21 protein-coding genes are annotated in these 19,472 nt (G+C 70.2%); 9 read left to right on the top strand and 12 right to left on the bottom strand.

Annotation, left to right across the window (positions count from 1 at the left end; translation table 11 throughout):
- Positions 1-47 precede the first annotated feature (47 nt).
- Positions 48-614, top strand: a complete 567-nt coding sequence (locus ABD770_RS02220) for a LemA family protein (protein ID WP_344817858.1) — start codon at positions 48-50, stop codon at positions 612-614.
- A 32-nt stretch (positions 615-646) separates the two neighbouring features.
- On the opposite strand, the gene ABD770_RS02215 is transcribed toward ABD770_RS02220, so the two are convergent.
- Positions 647-1,933, bottom strand: a complete 1,287-nt coding sequence (locus tag ABD770_RS02215) for a winged helix-turn-helix domain-containing protein (RefSeq protein WP_344817857.1) — start codon at positions 1,931-1,933, stop codon at positions 647-649.
- A 69-nt stretch (positions 1,934-2,002) separates the two neighbouring features.
- Here ABD770_RS02215 and ABD770_RS02210 point away from each other — a divergent pair, with 69 nt between their 5' ends.
- Positions 2,003-3,199 (top strand): AI-2E family transporter, encoded by a 1,197-nt coding sequence (locus ABD770_RS02210; protein ID WP_344817856.1) that lies wholly within the window; start codon positions 2,003-2,005, stop codon positions 3,197-3,199.
- The gene (gene ilvA, locus ABD770_RS02205) at positions 3,196-4,428 is read left to right on the top strand and encodes a threonine ammonia-lyase (RefSeq protein WP_344817855.1); all 1,233 of its coding nucleotides are present in this window, start codon (positions 3,196-3,198) and stop codon (positions 4,426-4,428) included. The genes ABD770_RS02210 and ilvA overlap by 4 nt, the downstream gene beginning before the upstream one ends.
- Before the next feature lie 79 nt (positions 4,429-4,507).
- Here the strand turns inward: ilvA and greA are convergent, their stop codons facing one another.
- Entirely contained in the window at positions 4,508-4,996 is a 489-nt protein-coding gene (greA, locus tag ABD770_RS02200; RefSeq protein ID WP_344817854.1) for a transcription elongation factor GreA, read from the bottom strand.
- 122 nt (positions 4,997-5,118) lie between these two features.
- Positions 5,119-5,505 (bottom strand): DUF4307 domain-containing protein, encoded by a 387-nt coding sequence (locus tag ABD770_RS02195; protein ID WP_344817853.1) that lies wholly within the window; start codon positions 5,503-5,505, stop codon positions 5,119-5,121.
- A gap of 74 nt (positions 5,506-5,579) precedes the next feature.
- Between ABD770_RS02195 and ABD770_RS02190 the strand changes: the two genes are divergently transcribed.
- The gene (locus ABD770_RS02190; RefSeq protein ID WP_344817852.1) at positions 5,580-5,888 is read left to right on the top strand and encodes a hypothetical protein; all 309 of its coding nucleotides are present in this window, start codon (positions 5,580-5,582) and stop codon (positions 5,886-5,888) included.
- Positions 5,889-5,949: 61 nt separating this feature from the next.
- Here the strand turns inward: ABD770_RS02190 and ABD770_RS02185 are convergent, their stop codons facing one another.
- Both ABD770_RS02185 and trhA read right to left on the bottom strand, forming a co-directional pair.
- Positions 5,950-6,423, bottom strand: coding sequence for an S-ribosylhomocysteine lyase (locus ABD770_RS02185; RefSeq protein WP_344817851.1), 474 nt, complete (start codon positions 6,421-6,423; stop codon positions 5,950-5,952).
- Positions 6,424-6,499: 76 nt separating this feature from the next.
- The gene (gene trhA / locus ABD770_RS02180) at positions 6,500-7,234 is read right to left on the bottom strand and encodes a PAQR family membrane homeostasis protein TrhA (protein WP_344817850.1); all 735 of its coding nucleotides are present in this window, start codon (positions 7,232-7,234) and stop codon (positions 6,500-6,502) included.
- Between the two features lie 88 nt (positions 7,235-7,322).
- Between trhA and ABD770_RS02175 the strand changes: the two genes are divergently transcribed.
- Both ABD770_RS02175 and phoH2 read left to right on the top strand, forming a co-directional pair.
- Entirely contained in the window at positions 7,323-8,105 is a 783-nt protein-coding gene (locus tag ABD770_RS02175; protein WP_344817849.1) for an isoprenyl transferase, read from the top strand.
- 287 nt (positions 8,106-8,392) lie between these two features.
- Positions 8,393-9,667, top strand: coding sequence for an RNA 5'-3' helicase PhoH2 (phoH2, locus tag ABD770_RS02170; protein ID WP_344819849.1), 1,275 nt, complete (start codon positions 8,393-8,395; stop codon positions 9,665-9,667).
- 174 nt (positions 9,668-9,841) lie between these two features.
- Here the strand turns inward: phoH2 and ABD770_RS02165 are convergent, their stop codons facing one another.
- The 6 genes from ABD770_RS02165 to xseA all read right to left on the bottom strand — a co-directional run bounded on the left by ABD770_RS02165 (position 9,842) and on the right by xseA (position 15,198).
- On the bottom strand, positions 9,842-10,708 hold the full coding sequence (locus tag ABD770_RS02165) for a type IV toxin-antitoxin system AbiEi family antitoxin domain-containing protein (protein WP_344817848.1): 867 nt from the start codon (positions 10,706-10,708) through the stop codon (positions 9,842-9,844).
- 226 nt (positions 10,709-10,934) lie between these two features.
- Positions 10,935-12,329, bottom strand: coding sequence for a class II fumarate hydratase (locus ABD770_RS02160; RefSeq protein ID WP_344817846.1), 1,395 nt, complete (start codon positions 12,327-12,329; stop codon positions 10,935-10,937).
- Positions 12,326-12,997 carry a carbonic anhydrase gene (locus tag ABD770_RS02155; RefSeq protein ID WP_344817845.1) on the bottom strand — a complete coding sequence of 224 codons (672 nt, stop codon included), beginning with the start codon at positions 12,995-12,997 and terminating at the stop codon, positions 12,326-12,328. Before ABD770_RS02155 ends, ABD770_RS02160 begins: the two co-directional genes overlap by 4 nt.
- On the bottom strand, positions 12,994-13,635 hold the full coding sequence (locus ABD770_RS02150) for a DUF4245 family protein (protein WP_344817844.1): 642 nt from the start codon (positions 13,633-13,635) through the stop codon (positions 12,994-12,996). Before ABD770_RS02150 ends, ABD770_RS02155 begins: the two co-directional genes overlap by 4 nt.
- A complete protein-coding gene (locus ABD770_RS02145) occupies positions 13,632-13,886 on the bottom strand; it encodes an exodeoxyribonuclease VII small subunit (protein ID WP_344817843.1) in 255 nt (84 codons plus the stop codon). Before ABD770_RS02145 ends, ABD770_RS02150 begins: the two co-directional genes overlap by 4 nt.
- Positions 13,887-13,920: 34 nt before the next feature.
- Positions 13,921-15,198 (bottom strand): exodeoxyribonuclease VII large subunit, encoded by a 1,278-nt coding sequence (gene xseA, locus ABD770_RS02140; RefSeq protein ID WP_344817842.1) that lies wholly within the window; start codon positions 15,196-15,198, stop codon positions 13,921-13,923.
- A gap of 145 nt (positions 15,199-15,343) precedes the next feature.
- On the opposite strand from xseA, the gene ABD770_RS02135 reads away from it, so the two are divergent.
- The 3 genes from ABD770_RS02135 (at position 15,344) to ABD770_RS02125 (ending at position 18,296) form a co-directional block, all read left to right on the top strand.
- Entirely contained in the window at positions 15,344-16,417 is a 1,074-nt protein-coding gene (locus ABD770_RS02135; protein ID WP_425562716.1) for a 4-hydroxy-3-methylbut-2-enyl diphosphate reductase, read from the top strand.
- 88 nt (positions 16,418-16,505) lie between these two features.
- A complete protein-coding gene (locus tag ABD770_RS02130; protein WP_344817841.1) occupies positions 16,506-17,027 on the top strand; it encodes a DUF6264 family protein in 522 nt (173 codons plus the stop codon).
- Between the two features lie 9 nt (positions 17,028-17,036).
- Positions 17,037-18,296, top strand: a complete 1,260-nt coding sequence (locus ABD770_RS02125; protein ID WP_344817840.1) for a hypothetical protein — start codon at positions 17,037-17,039, stop codon at positions 18,294-18,296.
- Between the two features lie 123 nt (positions 18,297-18,419).
- Here the strand turns inward: ABD770_RS02125 and fbaA are convergent, their stop codons facing one another.
- Positions 18,420-19,448: a class II fructose-bisphosphate aldolase gene (gene fbaA / locus ABD770_RS02120; protein WP_344817839.1), complete on the bottom strand. Its 1,029-nt coding sequence runs from the start codon at positions 19,446-19,448 to the stop codon at positions 18,420-18,422.
- Positions 19,449-19,472: the final 24 nt, after the last annotated feature.

Below are 19,472 nucleotides of genomic sequence, written 5' to 3'. Positions count from 1 at the left end.
CAGAGTCTCGTGCATAGGATGGTGGGGACATCCTAGAGGGGGCATCCATGGAGTGGCTCTGGCCGGTACTGATCATCGTCGGCGTGCTCGTGCTCGTCGGGATCTACCTGTGGTCGACGTACAACTCGCTCGTGCAGTTGAACGTGCGCGTCGATGAGGCGTGGAGCGGCATCACCGTGCAGCTCAAGCGCCGCGCCGACCTCATCCCGAACCTCATCGAGACGGTGCGCGGATACGCATCGCACGAGAAGGCCGTCTTCGAGGGCGTCACCCGGGCCAGGGCGGAGACGCTGTCGGCCGCCGGTCCGGCGGAGGCCGGCGTCGCCGAGGGCCATCTGCAGCAGGCCCTGCGCAGTCTGTTCGCGGTCGCCGAGGCATATCCCCAGCTGCAGGCCAGCGAGAACTATCTGCAGCTCCAGCACGCTCTCGTCGACACGGAGGACAAGATCCAGGCCGCCCGCCGCTTCTACAACGGCGGGGTGCGAGAGCTGAACACGAAGATCAAGGTCTTCCCCAACAACCTCTTCGCCCGCGGGCTGGGCTTCACCGAGCGCGAGTTCTTCGAGGTCGCCGACGGCAGCGCGATCTCCGAGCCGCCTCGGGTGCAGTTCTGACACGGAATGACTCCACGCCGCGCGGCGTCGGGTCATTCGCGTGTCACGGTCGAGCGTCGCTCCCGCGGGTGCACGTGCCGTTCCACGGCCACGTCGCGACCGCCGAGGGCGCGCGCGACGGCATCCGTCGCATCCCCCCACCCCGAGACGCTGATGCGCTCCAGGCCCTGCCATGAGGCCGCGCGGGCGAGCGCGCCGGCCACCTGCGCGGCATCCGGCTCCGGTCGGGCGGTCGGTTCCCACCAGATCGACTGCACGCGCAGCACGGATGCCGGGCGATCCGCCTTCAGATCCGCGCGCGCGACGATGCGATCCCCGACCAGGACCGGGAGAGAGTAGTACCCGTAACGACGCTTGTGTGCGGGCACGTAGATCTCGATGCGGTAATCCAGACCGAACGCGCGCAGGGCGCGGTCGCGGAACCACACCACCGGATCGAACGGGGTCAGCAGCGCGGTGCGCTCGATGCGGCGGGGCAGCACCGCATCCCGATGCAGCCACGCCGGGATGCTGCGACCGCTCCGCTCCCATCCGCGCACGACGACCGGAGTCAGCTCGCCGGAGTCCACGAGGTCGGCGACGGCCGCGCGGACCGCGGACCGGTCCCGCAGCCGGTAGTAGTCGTTGAGGTCGGCGATCGTCGCGACGCCGTGGGAGCGCGCCGCGCGGCGCACGAGTTCGCGGACGGCATCCGGGACGGAGACGGACTGCGACAGCACCGTGCGGGGGATGATGCGCTCGGCGAGGTCGTAGCGCCTCTCGAACCCGGCCCGACCGGCGATCGCCACCTCCCCGCACCGCCACAGATGCTCGAGCGCGGACTTCGCCGCATCCCAGTCCCACCACGGTCCGCGCTCCCGAGGCGCGTCGTCGCGAAGATCCGACGGTCGGAGCGTGCCGCGCTCCCGCAGCTGGGCCCGCACCCAGTCGAGAGTGCGCGCATTGGCGTGCATCCAGCTGCCGGGCTCGGACGCCCGGCGCCGCCAGGCCGACATGCGGAACCCCCACAGCGCCCAGTCCTCGACCGGCATGAATGCCGCCTCGTGCGCCAGGTACTCGACGTAGTGCCTCGTACCCGACAGGAACGCGCGGTCCAGCAGCGCGGGGTCGTACGAGCCCAGCCGGGAGAACATCGGCATGTAGTGCGAGCGGGCGAACACGTTCACCGAGTCGATCTGCAGCACGCCCAGGCGATCCATCGTGCGATGCAGGTGACGGACGGCCACGGCCTCCGGCATCCGTCGGGAGAAGCCCTGCGCGGCCAGTGCGATTCTGCGGGCCTCACCAGCACTGAGGGAGGCGGAGGAGCCGATCTTCACGGCTCCAGGCTAGCCGGAGCCTCGGACACGGAATCAGGCGCTTTCAGCCGCGGTACGTAGAATTGCAAGATGAGCGACAACCCCGCACCGAGGTTCCGCAATCCGTTCCGCCACTATCCGCCGGTCACCGAGCGCACGATCACGAGCGAGGCCGACGAGTCCGTCCCCCGGCCGCTGAGGGTCACGGCCGCGTTTGCGTGGCGGCTGCTGGTCATCGCCGGCGCGATCGCCCTGTTCATCTGGCTGGTGATCCTGCTCAAGGCGCTGGTGATCCCGCTCATGGTCGGCATCCTCATCACCGCGCTGCTGTGGCCGGCGTTCCAGCTCCTGCTGCGGGCGAGGTTCCCGCGCTGGCTGGCCATCGCCACCACCCTCGTCGGGGCGATCGGCATCGTCGTCGGACTGTTCTGGCTGGTCATCTGGCAGGTGCGGGCGCAGCTTCCGGACGTGCGACAGCGGACGGCCGAGGGGATCGACTCGCTCAAGGACTTCCTGCTGACCAGTCCGCTGCACCTGACCGAGACCGACATCGACGGGTACCTCGAGCAGCTGCGCGGTCTGGCCGCCGAGCAGCAGGACTGGCTGCTGAGCGCTGCCGGAGCCGTCACCGGGACCGCCGCTGAGGTCCTCACCGGCGCGGTGCTGGCCCTGTTCATCCTGATCTGCCTGCTGGCGGACGGGAACGGCATCTGGACGTGGACGCTCCGGCTGTTCCCGCGCAGGTCGCGCCCGGCTGTGGACGCCGCGGCGCGCAACGGCTGGGACACCGTGATCAACTACGCCAGGACGCAGATGCTCGTCGCCGCCATCGACGCGGTCGGCATCGGCATCGGTGCGGCGCTGCTGGGCGTGCCGATGGCGATCCCCGTGGCCGTACTGGTGTTCCTCGGCTCCTTCGTGCCGATCGTGGGCGCCGTCGTCACCGGCGCCGTGGCGGTGTTCCTCGCATTGGTCTACAACGGCCTGTGGATCGCCCTGGCCATGCTCGCGGTCGTGCTGCTCGTGCAGCAGCTGGAAGGGCACATCCTGCAACCCATCCTGATGGGCTCCGCCGTGAAGGTGCACCCCCTGGCCGTCGTGCTGGTCGTCGCCGGCGGTGCGATGATCGCGGGCATCCCCGGGGCGCTGTTCGCCGTGCCGCTGGCGGCGTTCGTCAACGTGGCGTCGGTGACCATCAGCACCGGCGCCTGGCGCACGGGCGAGGAACCCGACGCCGAACTCATCTGGAGTACAGTTCCGCGGGAGCGGACGAGGAGGAATAGATGACCGCAGTCCCGAGCCTGGCAGAGTTCTCCGCGGCGGAGAAGAGCCTGTCCGAGGTGATCTCCCACACGCCCACGGAGCTGTCCCGTGCGCTCAGCGAGGTGCTGGGCTCCCCGGTGCTGCTGAAGATGGAGAACCTGCAGCGCACCGGGTCGTTCAAGATCCGCGGGGCCTCCTATCGGCTCGCGCAGCTGACCGAGCAGGAGCGGCTGCGCGGCGTCGTCGCCGCCTCCGCGGGCAACCACGCTCAGGGGGTGGCGCTGGCCGCGCAGTCGCTGGGCATCCCCGCGACGATCTTCATGCCGCTGGGAGTGCCGGTGCCGAAGCTGCTGGCCACCCGCGGGTACGGCGCCGAGGTGATCCTGGAGGGGGAGACGGTCGCCACCTCGCTGCGGCTCGCCGCCGAGTTCGCCGAGCGCACCGGTGCGGTCCTCATCCCGCCCTTCAACCACCGTGACGTCATCATCGGCCAGGGGACGCTGGGCCTGGAGATCCACCGCGACGTGCCCGACGTCGACACCGTCATCATGGGCATCGGCGGAGGCGGTCTGATCGCCGGCGTCGCCGCTGCCGTCAAGCAGGCCGCAGCAGCCGTCGGGCGCACGGTGCGGGTCATCGGCGTGCAGTCCGAGAAGGCCGCGGCCGTGCCGCCGTCGCTGGAGGCGGGGCATCCGGTCGAGATCGTCACACAGCCGACCATCGCCGACGGCATCCTCGTCGCCCGCCCCGGAGACGTCCCGTTCGAGATCATCCAGGAGATGGTCGACGACGTCGTCACGGTCACCGAGGACGACATCGCCCGCGCCATCCTCGTTCTGCTCGAGCACGCGAAGGTCGTCGTGGAGCCCGCCGGCGCCGTCGGCGTCGCCGCCATCCTCGCCGGCAAGGTGAAGAACGCCGGCACGACCGTGCCGATCCTCTCCGGCGGCAACATCGACCCGATGCTGCTGCAACGGGTCGTCTCGCACGGGTTGGCGGCGTCCGGACGCTACGCCACCGTGCGCATCCCGTTGCCCGATCGTCCCGGCCAGCTCGCGAAGGTCTCGGAGGCTCTGGCGCAGGTGGGGGCGAACGTCATGGAGGTGCTGCACACCCGCCACGGGCACGGTCTGCAGCTCAGTGACATGATCCTGCAGCTGTCGATCGAGACCCGCGGACTCGAGCACACCCAGCTCGCCCTCGACACCCTCCGTGCCGCCGGATTCCAGCCGGAGACGGTGTCGGAGGGCTGACGGGGCGGCCGTTCACCCGTACCCCGGGACGAACGACGGCGGGGCCCACAGGGCGCTCCGCCGTCGCGGATCGGGCCGATCAGCCCGTGTAGGTCTCGACTCCGGTGATCTCGACGGAGATCGCGCGCCCGTTGGGCGCCTCGTAGCTGGTCTTCTCGCCCACCTTCAGGCCGAGGATGGCCTGTCCGAGCGGGCTCGCCTCGCTGTACACGTCGAGGTCGCCGCTCACGGCGATCTCGCGACTGCCGAGCAGGAAGACCTCCTCGTCGCCCGCCACGATCGCGGTGACGACGGTACCCGGCTCGACGATGCCGCGACTGGTGGGCGCCTCGCCGACCTTCGCGGTCTTCAGCAGCTGCTGGAGGGTGCGGATGCGGGCCTCCTGCTTGCCCTGCTCGTCCTTGGCCGCGTGATAGCCGCCGTTCTCCTTGAGGTCGCCCTCTTCACGAGCGGCCTCGATGCGAGCCGCGATCTCCTCGCGACCCACGGTGGAGAGCTGCTCGAGCTCGTCGACGAGCCGATCGTAGGCCTCCTGCGTGAGGAAAGGTACCTGAGCGTCTGTGGACACAGCGTGCTCCTTCGGTGCGGGCCCCCTCAGGGGCTGCGGACGTTGCCGAGTCGACATCGCGACTCGGGGATATGCCAAGACGCCCCGGCACGGGCCGGGGCGTCGGTCATCTCGCGTCGAGTCTAAGCGACCCAGCAGGACTTCACCAAACCCGTCGTCGCCGGCGCGACCGTCGGGATGCTCACATCGTGCGCCGCCGAATGGCCCGCGGCGGGGGGAATCTCGATGATCTTCCAGCCCACCACGCCGAACTCCTCGTCCAGCGCCTGCACCGCGCACACCACGTCCGATCCGCGCGGTGCCGTGTACTGGAAGCGCACGTTCACGGTGTGCTCGTCCACCACGGTGAACCCGGTGTCCTCGGCCGAGACCGTGTTCATCTCGTCGGCCACGATCATCCATCCGAGCACGGCGACGACGGCGACGGCGACGGCCCCGCCGATGACCCAGGGCAGGCGGCGCCGACCGCGGCGGCCGTAGCGCTCATCGAGCTCGCGTGCTGTCGTCACGGGTCTCCCGATCATCTGTCGACGGATAGGCTGGTACTCCCAGGTTAGGCGACCTGCGGAGGAAAGGCGGACCGATGATCCTGTTCGGCGAGAGCACCCCGATGCCGACACCGACCTCCACGGTCGCACCCGAACTGGTGACACCGGGCTTCGCGGGCTTCGCCGTCGTGATCCTCGTCGTAGCGGCCGTCGTACTGCTCATCTGGGACATGAACCGGCGCATCCGTCGCGTGCGCTACCGCGACGAGGTGCGCGCCGAGCTCGACGCCGAGCAGGCCGCGGCCGAGGCGGCGCGCGGGGCAGGCGACGACGGCGGGCCGGATGCCGACCGCAGGCCGGGCGCTGAAGAGGCCCCGGATGCCGGACACGAGCCGCGCGGCTGACCTCCGCCGCCTCGGACGAGGCGCTTCGGGAAGGCGCCGGGCACCTGCCCGGACCCGGGTGTCAGACGCCGACGCGCTCGAAGGCGTCCAGACTGATGCCCTGCGCGAGGATCCGCTTCGACCACTCCTTCGCGCTGTGCAGGCTGTGGTCGCGGTAGTTGCCGCACTCCACGGCGGACACCCCGGGCACGTCACTCCACTGCGCCGGGCCGGCGATGAACTCCAGGCCTGCGCGCACGGCCGCCACGACGTCGGCGATCGTGGGCTCGCCCCACATGATCAGGTGGAAGCCGGTGCGGCATCCGAACGGTGAGATGTCGATCACGCCGTCGATGTGATCGCGCAGCACGCTGGCCAGGGTGTGCTCGATGGTGTGCAGGCCGGCGGTCGGGATCTCTCCCTCATTGGGCTGCACGAAGCGCACGTCGAAGTTCGAGATCGCGTCGCCCCGCGGGCCGCGCTCCACGCCGATCAGGCGCACGTACGGTGCCTTGACGGCGGTGTGATCGAGGGTGAAGCTCTCGACATCTGCCATAGTGATCCTCCAGACGATTCCGCAGACCAGGATGCCACGTCCCTCGCCGCCCGAGGCCACGTGATGTCGGGGGATGTCAGCCGGCCAGACCCAGTGACGGTGTGTGCGGGGCGAGGGAGATCAGCAGGGCCGCCGTCCAGTGGCACAGGAACGCCAGCACCGTGCAGACGTGGAAGATCTCGTGGAAGCCGAAACGGCCGGGCCACGGGTTGGGCCGTTTCATGGCGTAGATGACGGCGCCGACCGTGTACAGGATGCCGCCGACGCACACCAGCACCATCATCGCGACGTTCGCGTGGATCAGATCGACGATGTACATCATCGCGACCCAGCCCAGCAGCAGGTACAGGGCCACGTACAGCCAGCGCGGCGCGTTGATCCAGAACACGCGGAACAGGATGCCCGCGAGTGCGCCGCTCCACACGAGCACCAGCAGCAGCGTCCCCTTCTCCGGCGCGAGCGCGAGCACCGCCAGTGGTGTGTACGTGCCGGCGATCAGCAGCAGGATGTTGGCGTGATCGATGCGCTTGAGCACCGCCTTGACCGTGGGCCCCCAGCTGAAGCGGTGATACACCGCGGAGTTCCCGAACAGCAGCAGGGAGGTGGTCATGAACACGGCCGCCGCCCACTTGCCGGGGGTGCCGTGCGCGAGCACGATGAGCACGATGCCCGCAGCGATCGCGATGGGGAACGTACCCGCATGGATCCAGCCCCGCCAGGTCGGCTTCACCTCGACTCCGGCGTCCTGGGCCGCGGCATCGAGCAGGGGCAGCTGGGGGACATCGGGACTGCCGGAGGCTCGGGTGCTCACGTGCTCACTCTAGGCTTCCTCGTATTCCGCGGGCGGTACATGACCGCCCAGTCGGCGTCCATCCGGTCTGTGGCGGTAGCGTATGCATGTGAGTGCACGCGAGAGCTCTGGGCGGGGACCCCTCTACCGGCTCTACGGGAACCGTCTGCGGCGCCGGATCGATCCGGCATCCGTCCCGCACCATGTCGCGATGATGATCGACGGCAACCGGCGCTGGGCGCGCCAGCTCGGGTACGAGTCCGCCGCCGACGGGCATCGCGCCGGTGCGGCCAAGATGCGTGAGTTCCTGGGGTGGTGCGATGACCTCGGCGTCGGCGTGGTGTCGCTGTACCTGCTCTCGGCCGACAACCTGAGCAAGCGCGACTCGAAGGAGCTCGACGATCTCATCGAGATCATCGCGGAGCTCGCCGACACGCTGTCTCAGCGCCGAACCTGGCGGGTGCAGCACGTGGGCCGTCCAGACCTCCTTCCGCCGGAGCTGCTGCGGGTCCTGCAGGATGCGCAGGAGCGCACCCGTGGGAACACCGGACTGCACGTGAACCTCGCCGTCGGGTACGGCGGGCGCAATGAGATCGTGGACGCCGTGCGCAGCATCATCGGCCAGCACAACGCATCCGGGGGCACCCTGGAGGATCTCGCCGCCCGCCTCACGCCGGAGATGATCGGCGAGCATCTGTACACCGGCGGCCAGCCCGACCCCGATCTCGTCATCCGCACCAGCGGGGAGCAGCGGCTCAGCGACTTCCTGCTGTGGCAGAGCGCGCACAGCGAGTTCTACTTCGTGGAGGCGCTCGGGCCGGATCTGCGCCAGGTCGACTTCCTGCGGGCGATCCGCGACTACGCGGATCGCGATCGGCGGTTCGGCCGTTGACGGCATCCGGTCGCACGATGTTCATCGCGGCTTAAGAGCGACACGCCCGCTCACGCGCACCCGTCTGCGGCCGCACCGCCGTACGGTCAAGGCATCGGGCACCGTGCCCGATCGGGTCGGCCGTCAGGATCGCGACTCGTGGCCCTCGGTCGACTCGCAGCAGAGCCGGGACAACCCGGATCGGGGGATCGATCGTGACCACTCGCACCTCGCACCAGCACCCTGCACGCAGCGCCGTCGCCGGACGGGTCGCCGCATCACACGATGACACGGCTCTTCGCACGTACGTGCTCGACACCTCGGTGCTGCTCAGCGACCCGCAGGCCCTGTTCCGCTTCGCCGAGCACTCCATCGTGCTTCCCGTCGTGGTGATCTCGGAGCTGGAGGCCAAACGGCACGACCCCGAGCTGGGGTACTTCGCCCGTCGCGCCCTGCGCCACCTCGACGACCTGCGCGTCGAGCACGGCCGGCTGGACTTCCCCGTGGAGGTGGGGGAGGGCGGAACGCTGCGGGTCGAGCTCGCCGCGACCGACCTGTCGATCCTGCCCGCCGGCATCCGTCTCAGCGACAACGACAGTCGCATCCTCGCCACGGCCGCGCGGCTGGCGCAGGACGGCCAGGCGGTCACGATCGTCTCCAAGGACCTGCCGATGCGCGTCAAGGCGGCATCACTGGGGCTGGCGGCCGAGGAGTACCTGGCCGAGCAGGCTGTGGACTCCGGATGGACCGGCGTCGCCACGCTCGACCTGTCCGGCGACGAGATGAGCGACCTGTACGAGAGCGAGGTCGGGCTCAGCGACCTGGTGCGCGGCGTGCCCGTGAACACCGGCCTGATCATCCACTCCGAGCGCGGGTCGGCGCTGGGACGCGTGGTCGGAGACGGCGAGTTCCGCCTCGTGCGCGGCGATCGTGAGGTGTTCGGGCTGCACGGCCGTTCGGCGGAGCAGCGCATCGCCATCGACCTGCTGCTGGACCCGGATGTGGGCATCATCTCCCTCGGCGGGCGCGCGGGCACCGGCAAGTCGGCCCTTGCGCTGTGCGCGGGCCTGGAAGCGGTGCTCGAACGTCAGCAGCACAAGAGGATCGTCGTCTTCCGGCCGCTGTTCGCCGTCGGCGGGCAGGAGCTCGGCTACCTGCCGGGGGATCAGGGGGAGAAGATGGGCCCCTGGGCGCAGGCGGTCTTCGACACGCTGGGCTCGGTGGTCTCCGGCAATGTGCTGGAGGAGGTCATGGCGCGGGGGATGCTGGAGGTGCTGCCGCTCACGCACATCCGCGGTCGCTCGCTGCATGATGCGTTCGTGATCGTGGACGAGGCGCAGTCGCTGGAGCGCAACGTGCTGCTGACCGTGCTCAGCCGCATCGGGCAGAACTCCCGGGTGGTGCTCACCCACGACGTGGGGCAGCGGGACAATCTGCGGGTCGGCCGGCATGACGGCGTCGCCAGCGTGATCGAGACCCTGAAGGGCCATGAGCTGTTCGGCCATGTCACCCTCACCCGCTCGGAGCGCTCGGCCATCGCCGCCCTGGTCACCGACCTGCTGGAGGGCAACGAGTTGAGCTGACCCGCTGCTGCCCTGGGACCGTCCCAGCCCGTGCCTCCTTCCCAGCACTCCTCCCCGCCGCCCCGGCCGATGTTGCGATATGCGGCCTGATTCGCAGGATTCGGCCGCATATCGCAACATCGGCCGTGCGGGCGGGACAGGGGGGATGGGGCGGCACAGGGCTGGTGGGTGGGGTCAGTGCGCGCGCCGCAGTCGCCGGCGGGCGGCCAGAATGGCGGCCTGGACGGTCGGCCAGTCGTGGATGATCTGCGCGTAGTCGAAGCGGAGCGTCTCGTAGCCCAGACGTGACGCTGCGGCATCCCGCACCAGGTCCTTGTGTCGCATCGTGACGCCGTCATGGTTGATCTTGCCGTCGGCCTCGAGGATCAGGTGACCGTCGATGACGAAGTCGACCCTGCCGACGCCTCGGATCTCGACCTGACAGGCAAGATGGATGCCGAGGATGTGCAGCCTGAGCCGAAGCAGCGACTCCAGGCCGCTGTCGGCATCCGGGCGCGCGAGATCCACCAGCCAGCGAGCGGTGCCCGGGAGGCGGGAGCGGATGCGCGCACGTGCGGCCCTGGTGAGCAGACCGCTCCTCCAGGCGGATTCGAACGCGGCGAAGAAGGCCTCGTCTCCGCAGCAGGATCGGTACTGCACGAGTGCCGTCTCGATACCCGTCCGGCCGAAGGGCACGGGGCCGCGGAAATAGTGCGACACGCATGCGCACTGCGGGTGGGGGAGTGGACGACCCCTGTGGCCGAGCCAGACGTGCGGCGCCGCCGGTGAGACGAGCAGCCAGACATGTCGACGCTGCAGCACGCTTGCGCAGCAGAGAGCACCGCCATGCGCAAGCGCCGTGCGGGTGTCGTCATCGAGGGAGCCGACGGCGAACACGCCGTGCCGGATGCGTTCGATCTGCCCGCGTGCGACCAGGCGCGACAGCTGCGTGCGCGTGAATCCGAGCTGCTGGAGGTGGTCGCCGCGAGCGAGACCGCCGAGCCGGGTGATGGTGTCGTGGGCGGAGAGCATGCCCATCATGGTGCCGCCGGTGCACGGCATCCGCCGACCCGAATCCAGACATTGGGTAGAAGTCTGCCTGGTGTTCCCCCTGTGCAGGGACAACAACCTGCTACATATCGCGGCCACTGTTGCGCGATGCGAACCGAACGGGTGTGTTCGGCCGAGAAACGCAACAGTGGCCGGGAAGTGCGACAGTTGTGGGCTGTGGGGCAGGGACTGCAGATGGGGCCGCGGGGCCAGAGGCTGCAGGGGCCCGCAGGGGGCGTCAGCCGGCGTGGGTCATGCTCAGCAGGTCGAGCTTCGCGTCGAGAACCTCGAGGGTGATCTCACCGCGCTCGACGTAGCCGAGCTCGATCACCGCGTCGCGCACGGTGATGCCCTTGGCGATGGCGTGCTTGGCGATCTTCGCGGCGGCCTCGTAGCCGATGACCTTGTTCAGCGGGGTCACGGTCGACGGGCTCATGCCCGCCAGGGCCGCAGCGCGCTCGACGTTGGCCTCCAGCCCGTCGACGGTCTTGTCCGCGAGGACGCGGGTGGCGTTGGTCAGCAGCCGAATCGACTCCAGCAGCGCAGTGCCCATCACGGGGATCGCGACGTTCAGCTCGAAGGCGCCGGATGCACCGCCCCAGGCGATCGTGGCGTCGTTCCCGATCACCCGTGCACAGACCATCAGCACGGCCTCGGGGATGACGGGGTTGACCTTCCCGGGCATGATCGACGAGCCCGGCTGCAGGTCGGGCAGGTGGATCTCCGACAGGCCCGTGTTGGGGCCGGAGCCCATCCAGCGCAGGTCGTTGTTGATCTTCGTCAGCGACACGGCGATCGTGCGCAGGGCGCCGGATGCCTCGACCAGGCCGTCACGGTTGGCCTGGGCCTCGAAGTGGTCCTTCGCCTCGGTGATCGGCAGTCCGGTCTCCGCGGCCAGCAGCTCGATGACCTTCTGCGGGAAGCCCAGCGGCGTGTTGATCCCCGTGCCCGTGGCCGTGCCGCCCAGCGGCACCTCCGCCACGCGCGGAAGGGCCGTCTGCACGCGCTCCACGGCCAGGCGCATCTGACGCGCGTAGCCGCCGAACTCCTGGCCCAGCGTCACCGGTGTGGCGTCCATGAGGTGGGTGCGACCGGACTTGACGACGTCCTTCCAGGCATCCGCCTTCGCCTCGAACGCGACGGCGAGGTGCTCGAGCGCTGGGATGAGATCGGCGATCAGCGCCTGGGTGACGGCGATGTGCACCGAGGTGGGGAAGACGTCGTTCGAGGACTGGGACGCGTTGACGTGGTCGTTGGGATGCACGGCGGAGCCGAGGATGCGCGAGGCGAGCGTGGCGACGACCTCGTTCATGTTCATGTTCGACGACGTGCCCGACCCGGTCTGATACGTGTCGATCGGGAACTCGCCGTCGTGGGCACCGGTCGCCACCTCATCGGCGGCTTGGGCGATCGCATCCGCGATGGCGCCGTCGAGCGTGCCGAGCTCCTTGTTCGCGAGGGCCGCGGCCTTCTTGATGCGGGCCAGCGCGGCGATCTGCGCGGGCTCGAGACCCTTGCCGGAGATGGGGAAGTTCTCGACGGCGCGCTGGGTCTGCGCACCGTACAGGGCGTCCGCGGGAACGCGTACGTCACCCATCGTGTCGTGTTCGATGCGGTAGGCCTGTTCTGTCACTTCTGCTCCTTTGAGAGTGAGGGGATGTCGGAGTCGGCGAGGCCGACCTGTGCGATGGGGATGGCGCTGCCGTCGGTCAGGCGGTACTTGGCTCCGACGATGGCCAGGCGGCCTTCCGCGACGGCAGTGGTCATGATCTCGGACGATTCGAGGAGACCGAGGATGGTGCCGCGCAGGTGCTCGCGGCCGACCTCCTCGGGGTCGATCTCCTCCAGCGTCGTGCCGCCGCTCTCCTTGAGCACGCGGCGGGCGGCGGGAACGATCGGGGCGATGAGCTTCCAGATGTGCGGCGGCAGGGGCGCGGCATCGATGGCGGTGCTCTGCACGGCGGCGGCGACCGCGCCGCAGGAGTCGTGCGCGAGCACGATCAGCAGCGGGACGTCGAGCAGCTCGACGGCGTACTCGATGCTCGCCACCGCGGATTCGGTGACCATGTGCCCGGCGTTGCGGGTCGTGAACAGGTCGCCGAGCCCGACGTCGAAGAGGGTCTCCGCGGCGACCCGCGAATCCGAGCAGCCCAGGAAGGTCGCGAACGGGCTCTGACCGTTGGCGATCTCCGCACGCCGGTGGGCGTCCTGATTCGGATGTCGGGACTCGCCGGCGACGAATCGCCTGTTGCCCTCGATCAGTCTCGTCCACGCCTCGATGGGGGTGAGCGTCGTGGTCATTCGGCCTCCTTCAGGTCGTGCAGCTGCGCGGTCAGCGAGGCGGCGAGCTGGGTGGTCGACTCCGCGGAGCGGGAGCCGTACAGCAGCACGTAGTCGGAGCCGGCTTGGGTGCCCAGTGCGTAGGTCACGTTGGCGGTGCCACGGTCGCCCAGGTCGAAGACGTCCCAGACGAGCCCGTCGATGTCCTCGGTGCCGGTGGGCGCCATGCCTCCGGTGACCTGCGGTGCCCAGGAGACATCCGCGTCGAACGCCTGGGCGAGCTTGATGAATCCGCGTTCGCGCTCCGCGGCGGGCGCCATCGTGACGCTCCAGACCGTGGGTGCGCCGCCTTCGAGGACGGCGGCGTTGACGCGCCAGAAGTCGTCGAGCTCGGGGACGATCACCGGGCGCTCGGAGGTGGAGGCGACGTCGGCGGCGATCTTCGCGACGTCGATGGGCGGGCGCTCCGTGGGTTCGCCGCGGGGCACGGCGAAGACGATCACGGCGACGACCGCGACGGTGACGATGAGCGCGGCGATGAGATTGCGGAACGACTGGCTGGACCGGTAGATGCGGCTGGATTCCGCTTTGCGGGCGGCGGTCTCCTCCGGGGTCTCCGGGCGTCCCAGCTCGGCGACGATCCCCGGCTTGCGGCTCATGGCATCTCCTCCGCGGCGGCGCCGGAGTCGGATGCCGCGTCGCGGGCGGCGTCGAGACGGCGCTTCGCGCCCAGCAGCCACTCCTCGCAGCGTGCGGCCAGCGCCTCGCCGCGCTCCCAGAGCGCCAGGGACTGCTCGAGCGTCGGAGAGCCCTGTTCGAGCTCTGCGACCACGCGCACGAGTTCGTCACGAGCGGCCTCGAACGACAGCGAATCGACGGGAGAGTCGTTGGGCGCGGTCACGGCATCCATCCTACCGATGAGTTCTGAGCGACCCCTGCGCGCACTATCCCGCCTCGGAGATCTCGCCCTCGGAGCGAGCGCGCAGCGAACCGCGGTCGACCGTCACCGTCAGCGGCGTGCCGGCAGGGGCGTCTGCGGCGTCGCGCACGATGCGTCCGTCATCCAGGTGCACGATGCCGTAGCCGCGGGCCAGTGTCGCCGCGGGGGACAGCGCCCGCAGCGAGGCGCGCAGCTCGGCGGTGGTGCGCGCGGCGGCGTCCAGCTGTCGGGCGACGGTGTCGCGGCCGCGGGATGCCAGCAGCCACACCTCCTGGGCGCGGCCCTCGATGATGGGTTCGGGGGAGCGGAGCACAGGGCGTGAGCGCAGCTGCTCCAGCCGTGCGATGTCGTGGGACACGCGTTGGGTGAGGCGCCCCGTCGCCCGCGCCCGCAGCTGTGCGATGAGCGCGCGCTGCTCGCCGACGTCCGGGACGACGCGCTTGGCGGCATCCGTCGGGGTCGACGCGCGCAGGTCGGCGACGTCGTCCAGCAGCGGGTGGTCGTTCTCGTGGCCGATGGCGCTGACCACGGGGGTGGCAGCCGCAGCCACGGCGCGCACGAGGCGCTCGTCGCTGAAGCCCAGCAGCGTCTGCGGGTCGCCGCCGCCGCGGGCGATGATGATGACGTCGACGTCGGGGTCGGCGTCCAGTCGGGCGAGCGCCGCGAGCACCTCCGGGACGCTGCGGTCGCCCTGCACGGCAGCGTAGGCGGTGCGGAAGCGCACCTGGGGCCAGCGCAGCTCGGCATTGCGCAGCACGTCCTTCTCGGCATCCGATCTCTCCCCGGTGATCAGGCCGATGCAGTGGGGGAGGAACGGGATGCTCTTCTTGCGCGCCGGATCGAACAGCCCTTCCTGACGCAGCTGGGCGCGCAGCTTCTCCAGCCGCTCCAGCTGGTCGCCCAGGCCGACGTGCCTCATGGCCGAGACGATGAAGCTGAAATCGCCGCCCTTGACGAAGTAGTCGGCCTTGACGGCGGCGACCACGTGGTCGCCGATCGCGAGGTCGTTCGGCAGGCGCGCCCGCACGCTCGACCACACCCGGATCGAGATCTGCGCGTCGGAGCGGAGATCCTTCATCCGGGCGAACACATTGCCCGCGCGCACGTTCCACGAGGTGATCTCGCCCTCCACCCACACCGTGCTCCACCGTGCGACGAAGTCGCGGATCGTCCCGTTGAGCCGCGCGACCGAGGTCGGCGCATCCGCGGACGAGTCACGGGGCGCCACGGAGTCTGCGGGCGGCGGCTGGCCGGGGATCGCGGCGGCTTCGAAGGCGGTCATGACTCCATTGTTCCGGATGCCATCGACACCGCCGTCCGGATGCCGTGGGCGCGGCCGCTCGGGGCGCCGCGGCCCCGGCATCCGTCCCGCTGCGCCGGATGCCGGCTCCCGGCCCTTCACCAGCCGGCATCGGTAGGCTGGAGGGGTGAGCGCAACCATCGTCAGGCTTCCCGAGCCCCCGCGTCCCGCGCGTCGGCGCGCGCCCCTGGAGGACCGCCCCGTCGACGGGGCCAAGCGGGTGCTGCTGGCCGCACCGCGCGGCTACTGCGCCGGGGTGGACCGCGCCGTCATCGCGGTGGAGAAGGCGCTGGAACGCTACGGCTCGCCGGTGTACGTGCGCAAGCAGATCGTGCACAACATCCACGTGGTGACCGAGCTCGAGAAGAAGGGCGCGATCTTCGTCGACCAGGTCAACGAGGTGCCCGAGGGCTCGCATGTCGTCTTCAGCGCGCACGGCGTCGCCCCGTCGGTCGTGCAGGAGGCATCCGCCCGGCAGCTGCACGCGATCGACGCCACCTGTCCGCTGGTGACCAAGGTGCACCGCGAGGCGGTGCGCTTCGCCCGCGACGACTACGAGATCCTCCTGATCGGCCACGACGGGCACGAGGAGGTGGAGGGCACCGCCGGGCACGCACCGGACCGGGTCACGATCGTCAACTCCCCCGAGGAGGCCGACACCGTCCAGGTCAAGGACCCCTCGAAGGTCGTCTGGCTGTCGCAGACCACGCTCTCCGTCGACGAGACGATGGAGACCGTCGATCGGCTCCGCGCTCGCTTCCCCGAGCTGCACAATCCGCCGTCGGATGACATCTGCTACGCCACCCAGAACCGTCAGGTGGCGATCAAGAAGGTCGCCCGTGAGGCGGACCTGGTGATCGTGGTCGGGTCGGCGAACTCGTCCAACAGCGTCCGCCTGGTCGAGGTCGCGCGTGAGTACGGCGCGAAGGCCGCGTACCGCGTGGACTACGCCGACGAGGTGCGGCAGGAGTGGCTGGACGGCGTGCGCACGGTGGGCGTCACCAGCGGCGCCTCGGTGCCGGAGGTGCTGGTGCGCGAGGTGCTCGATGCTCTCAGCGAGGCCGGCTACGCGGATGTCGAGGAGGTCCGCACGGCGGAAGAGGACCTCATGTTCTCCCTCCCCAAGGAGCTGCGGCAGGATGCCGACGGCAAGCGCGACGAGCGTGCGCTGGGCGGCCGCACCCGCCGCTCCGCCCGCTGAGCGGGCCGTCCGGCCCCACGCGACCCCCGCTGACCCCGATGCGAGGAGTTCACGGCGGCGCCCAAGGCTCGACCGGTAGCGTGGGACCATGAGCGTCGACAGACCGCAGTACGGCGAGTACGCCTCGCCCGAGGAGCAGCGCGCCCGAGCGGGCCTGCCTCCGCTGGAGCAGGGTCCGACGGCATCCGCTCAGGTCCCTCCGGTCGTGACGCCCGGCCGCGATGCCGACCGCTCTCAGGGCGCCGCGGGACGACTGATCACCTTCGTTCTGCTCGGCTTCGGCCTCGTCAACGTGCTCTCCTCCATCCCCGGCCTGGTCGATCTGTCCTCCGCGCTGCAGCAGTCCCTCGACCTGCTCGGTCTCGAGGGCACCTTCACGAACCATGCGGGTGCGCGGACGTGGGGCGTCGCGGCGGCCGTGGTGATGCTGATCGGGTATGCGATGACGGTGTGGTTGTCGGTGCGCCGGATCCGCCGGGCGCGCTCGTCATGGTGGATCCCCCTGCTGGGGTTCGTCATGACGATGATCGCCGTGTCGATCTGCATCTCCGTGCCGATGCTCGGCGACCCCGCATTCACGAAGGCCCTGCTCACACCGCCCGCCGGGTAGCCTCGGGGCATGACCGCACCGCAGATCGCCTTCCGGATCGCGTTCGCGTCGGTCGATTCCGTCGAGGGGATCGATGCCGTCGAGCGCGCGGAGGACGTCCTGCGGTCCGAGCGCGTGCTGGCCGCAGTCCGCGCCGAGGGCGCACCGCAGCTGCTGGTCCCCGTCACGGACGACGGGACGGTCGTGGCGCTGGACGCCGAGGGGCGGGTGCGCGTCGATCTGAGCGCGTCCCGGCTGACGGCGCTGTTCGCCGCAGTGGGCCTCACCCTGCATGTGGACGGCGACGCCGACGAGCGCGGGGCGGGCGGAGTGCAGGATGCGCTCGATGAGCACGAGGAGATCGACGCAGAGCTCGAGCAGGCGTTCGGCGAGGCGTTCGGGCAGCTCGACGACGCCGGGGAGGTGCCGTGGCCGGATGCCGAGCAGGAGGCGTCCGGCGACCCGGAGCCGGTCGGGGTGACGGAGTTCTCCCGGCGCGGGCCGTGGGCGGCTCGGCTGACCGCACAGCTGCTGGACACCCCCGTCGACTATCTGGAGGCGTCGACCTGGTCGATGTACCGCTACCGCACCGACCGCGCACACGGCGCCGTGTCGGGAGGGCCCGCGGACCATCCCATCATCGAGGTCCATGTGCCACCGCACGGTCAGGCCCGGGTGGAGGTGAGCGGGGTGCACGGACGCACGGCGATGTTCTGGCCGAACGCGGAACGGCTGACCCGCCCGGTGCTGGAGATCGATGAGATCGCGCTGCCCGAGAGCGCGGAGCTGTACCGCCGGATGCTCGGCGAGCTCGACGGATCGCGGGAGGAGCTGGCCGACCTCGGCACGGAGGGCGGCGTGGACCCGGATGCCGTGCGCCGGGCGTGCCTGCCCGAGGCGCTCGGCGGGGTGCGGGGAGCGGATGCCCGGCTGCAGGCGCTCGTCGTCGCGTTCGGCGTGCCCGAGGCGCTCGTGACGGCGGGGCTGGACCTCTCCGGCGGCGGGCGGCGCTTCACGCCGCGCGGGTGGCCGCGCCTGGCGGGGGAGATGCTGCTCGGGGGCCTTGTGGAGGCGGCGCCGCTCGTGCACCGGGATCGTCCGCTGGTCCGGTTCGCGCGGTTCCTGCGCAAGCGCCCGGTGGTCGATGCGACGCTGAGCCTCGCCGAACTGGCCGTCGGCTCGAGCCTGACGGGTTCCCGCCACCGGATCGCCCGGGGGCTGGGCATCCTGCTCGTCCTGGACGCCGTCGTCGACCTGGCGATCTGGGTGATCCGCATCCGCCGCCTCTGAAGGCCGGACCGGGCGTCGCGGCAATAATCGCCCACAGCGCAGGAGGCGCCGCCGGAGTGCATCCGGCGGCGCCTCCTGTCGCGCATCCGATCCCGATCGGGGCGGTGCGGCGAGGGGATCGGGTCAGCTCTGGGACTTGCCGTACGAGCCGAGCTGGCGGGTCGACTCGACCACGCGGGCGGCCATGGCCGTCTCGGCGACCTTGCCCCACGCGCGCGGATCGTACTGCTTCTTGATGCCGACCTCGCCGTCGACCTTCAGCACACCGTCGTAGTTCTTGAACATGTAGTCGGCGATCGCACGCGTGTACGCGTACTGGGTGTCGGTGTCCACGTTCATCTTGATGACGCCGTTGGCGACGGCGGTCGCGATCTCCGCATCCGAGGAGCCGGAGCCGCCGTGGAAGACCAGGTCGAGGGGGTTCTTGCCCGTGCCGTACTTCTCGGCGACCTGCGCCTGGATCTCACCGAGCAGCTCCGGACGCAGCTTGACCCCGCCGGGCTTGTACACGCCGTGCACGTTGCCGAAGGTGAGAGCGGCGATGTAGCGGCCCTGCTCGCCCATGCCGAGCGCCTGGATCGCCTGGTCGACATCCGCGAAGGTGGTGTACAGCGCCTCGTTGGATCCCTCGTGGCTGACGCCGTCCTCCTCGCCGCCGACGACGCCGATCTCCACCTCGAGGATCGCGTTGATGGCCTTCATGCGGGGGAGCAGATCCTTGGCGATCTTGATGTTCTCCGCGAGCGGCACGGCGGAGCCGTCCCACATGTGCGACTGGAAGATCGGGTTGCGACCCGCCTTCACCTCCTCCTCGCTGGCGGCGATGAGGGGCTCGACGAAGCCGCCCAGGGCGTCCTTCGGGCAGTGGTCGGTGTGCAGCGCCACCGTGACGGGATAGCTCTTGGCGACCTCCGTCGCGTAGCGCGCGAACGCCAGCGCACCGGTGGCGCGGGCCTTGACGGTGTGGCCGGCGAAGTAGTCGGCACCACCCGTGGTGACCTGGATGATGCCGTCGGAGCCGGCCTCGGTCAGCCCCTGCAGCACCGCGTTGATGGTCTGCGAGCTGGAGACGTTGAAAGCGGGGTACGCGAAGCCACCGGCCTTCGCGCGGTCGAGCATCTCTGCGTACTGGTCGGGTGTGGCGACGGGCATGGAATCTCCTGCTTCTGACGGGCG

Origin of the sequence: Microbacterium soli (genome assembly GCF_039539005.1) — a bacterium.
GTDB classification, from domain to species: domain Bacteria; phylum Actinomycetota; class Actinomycetes; order Actinomycetales; family Microbacteriaceae; genus Microbacterium; species Microbacterium soli.
Note: the sequence above shows the minus strand (reverse complement) of the source record. Positions and strands in the feature narration are given on the sequence as shown.

Bases quoted from the DNA above. Each gene is read 5' to 3' on its own strand.
- ABD770_RS02220 (WP_344817858.1), top strand. From the start codon at position 48: ATGGAGTGGCTCTGGCCGGTACTGATCATCGTCGGCGTGCTCGTGCTC.
- ABD770_RS02210 (WP_344817856.1), top strand. From the start codon at position 2,003: ATGAGCGACAACCCCGCACCGAGGTTCCGCAATCCGTTCCGCCACTAT.
- ilvA (WP_344817855.1), top strand. From the start codon at position 3,196: ATGACCGCAGTCCCGAGCCTGGCAGAGTTCTCCGCGGCGGAGAAGAGC.
- ABD770_RS02190 (WP_344817852.1), top strand. From the start codon at position 5,580: ATGATCCTGTTCGGCGAGAGCACCCCGATGCCGACACCGACCTCCACG.
- ABD770_RS02185 (WP_344817851.1), bottom strand. From the start codon at position 6,423: ATGGCAGATGTCGAGAGCTTCACCCTCGATCACACCGCCGTCAAGGCA.
- ABD770_RS02165 (WP_344817848.1), bottom strand. From the start codon at position 10,708: ATGCCGTGCACCGGCGGCACCATGATGGGCATGCTCTCCGCCCACGAC.
- ABD770_RS02155 (WP_344817845.1), bottom strand. From the start codon at position 12,997: ATGACCACGACGCTCACCCCCATCGAGGCGTGGACGAGACTGATCGAG.
- ABD770_RS02150 (WP_344817844.1), bottom strand. From the start codon at position 13,635: ATGAGCCGCAAGCCGGGGATCGTCGCCGAGCTGGGACGCCCGGAGACC.
- ABD770_RS02145 (WP_344817843.1), bottom strand. From the start codon at position 13,886: ATGGATGCCGTGACCGCGCCCAACGACTCTCCCGTCGATTCGCTGTCG.
- xseA (WP_344817842.1), bottom strand. From the start codon at position 15,198: ATGACCGCCTTCGAAGCCGCCGCGATCCCCGGCCAGCCGCCGCCCGCA.
- ABD770_RS02130 (WP_344817841.1), top strand. From the start codon at position 16,506: ATGAGCGTCGACAGACCGCAGTACGGCGAGTACGCCTCGCCCGAGGAG.
- ABD770_RS02125 (WP_344817840.1), top strand. From the start codon at position 17,037: ATGACCGCACCGCAGATCGCCTTCCGGATCGCGTTCGCGTCGGTCGAT.
- fbaA (WP_344817839.1), bottom strand. From the start codon at position 19,448: ATGCCCGTCGCCACACCCGACCAGTACGCAGAGATGCTCGACCGCGCG.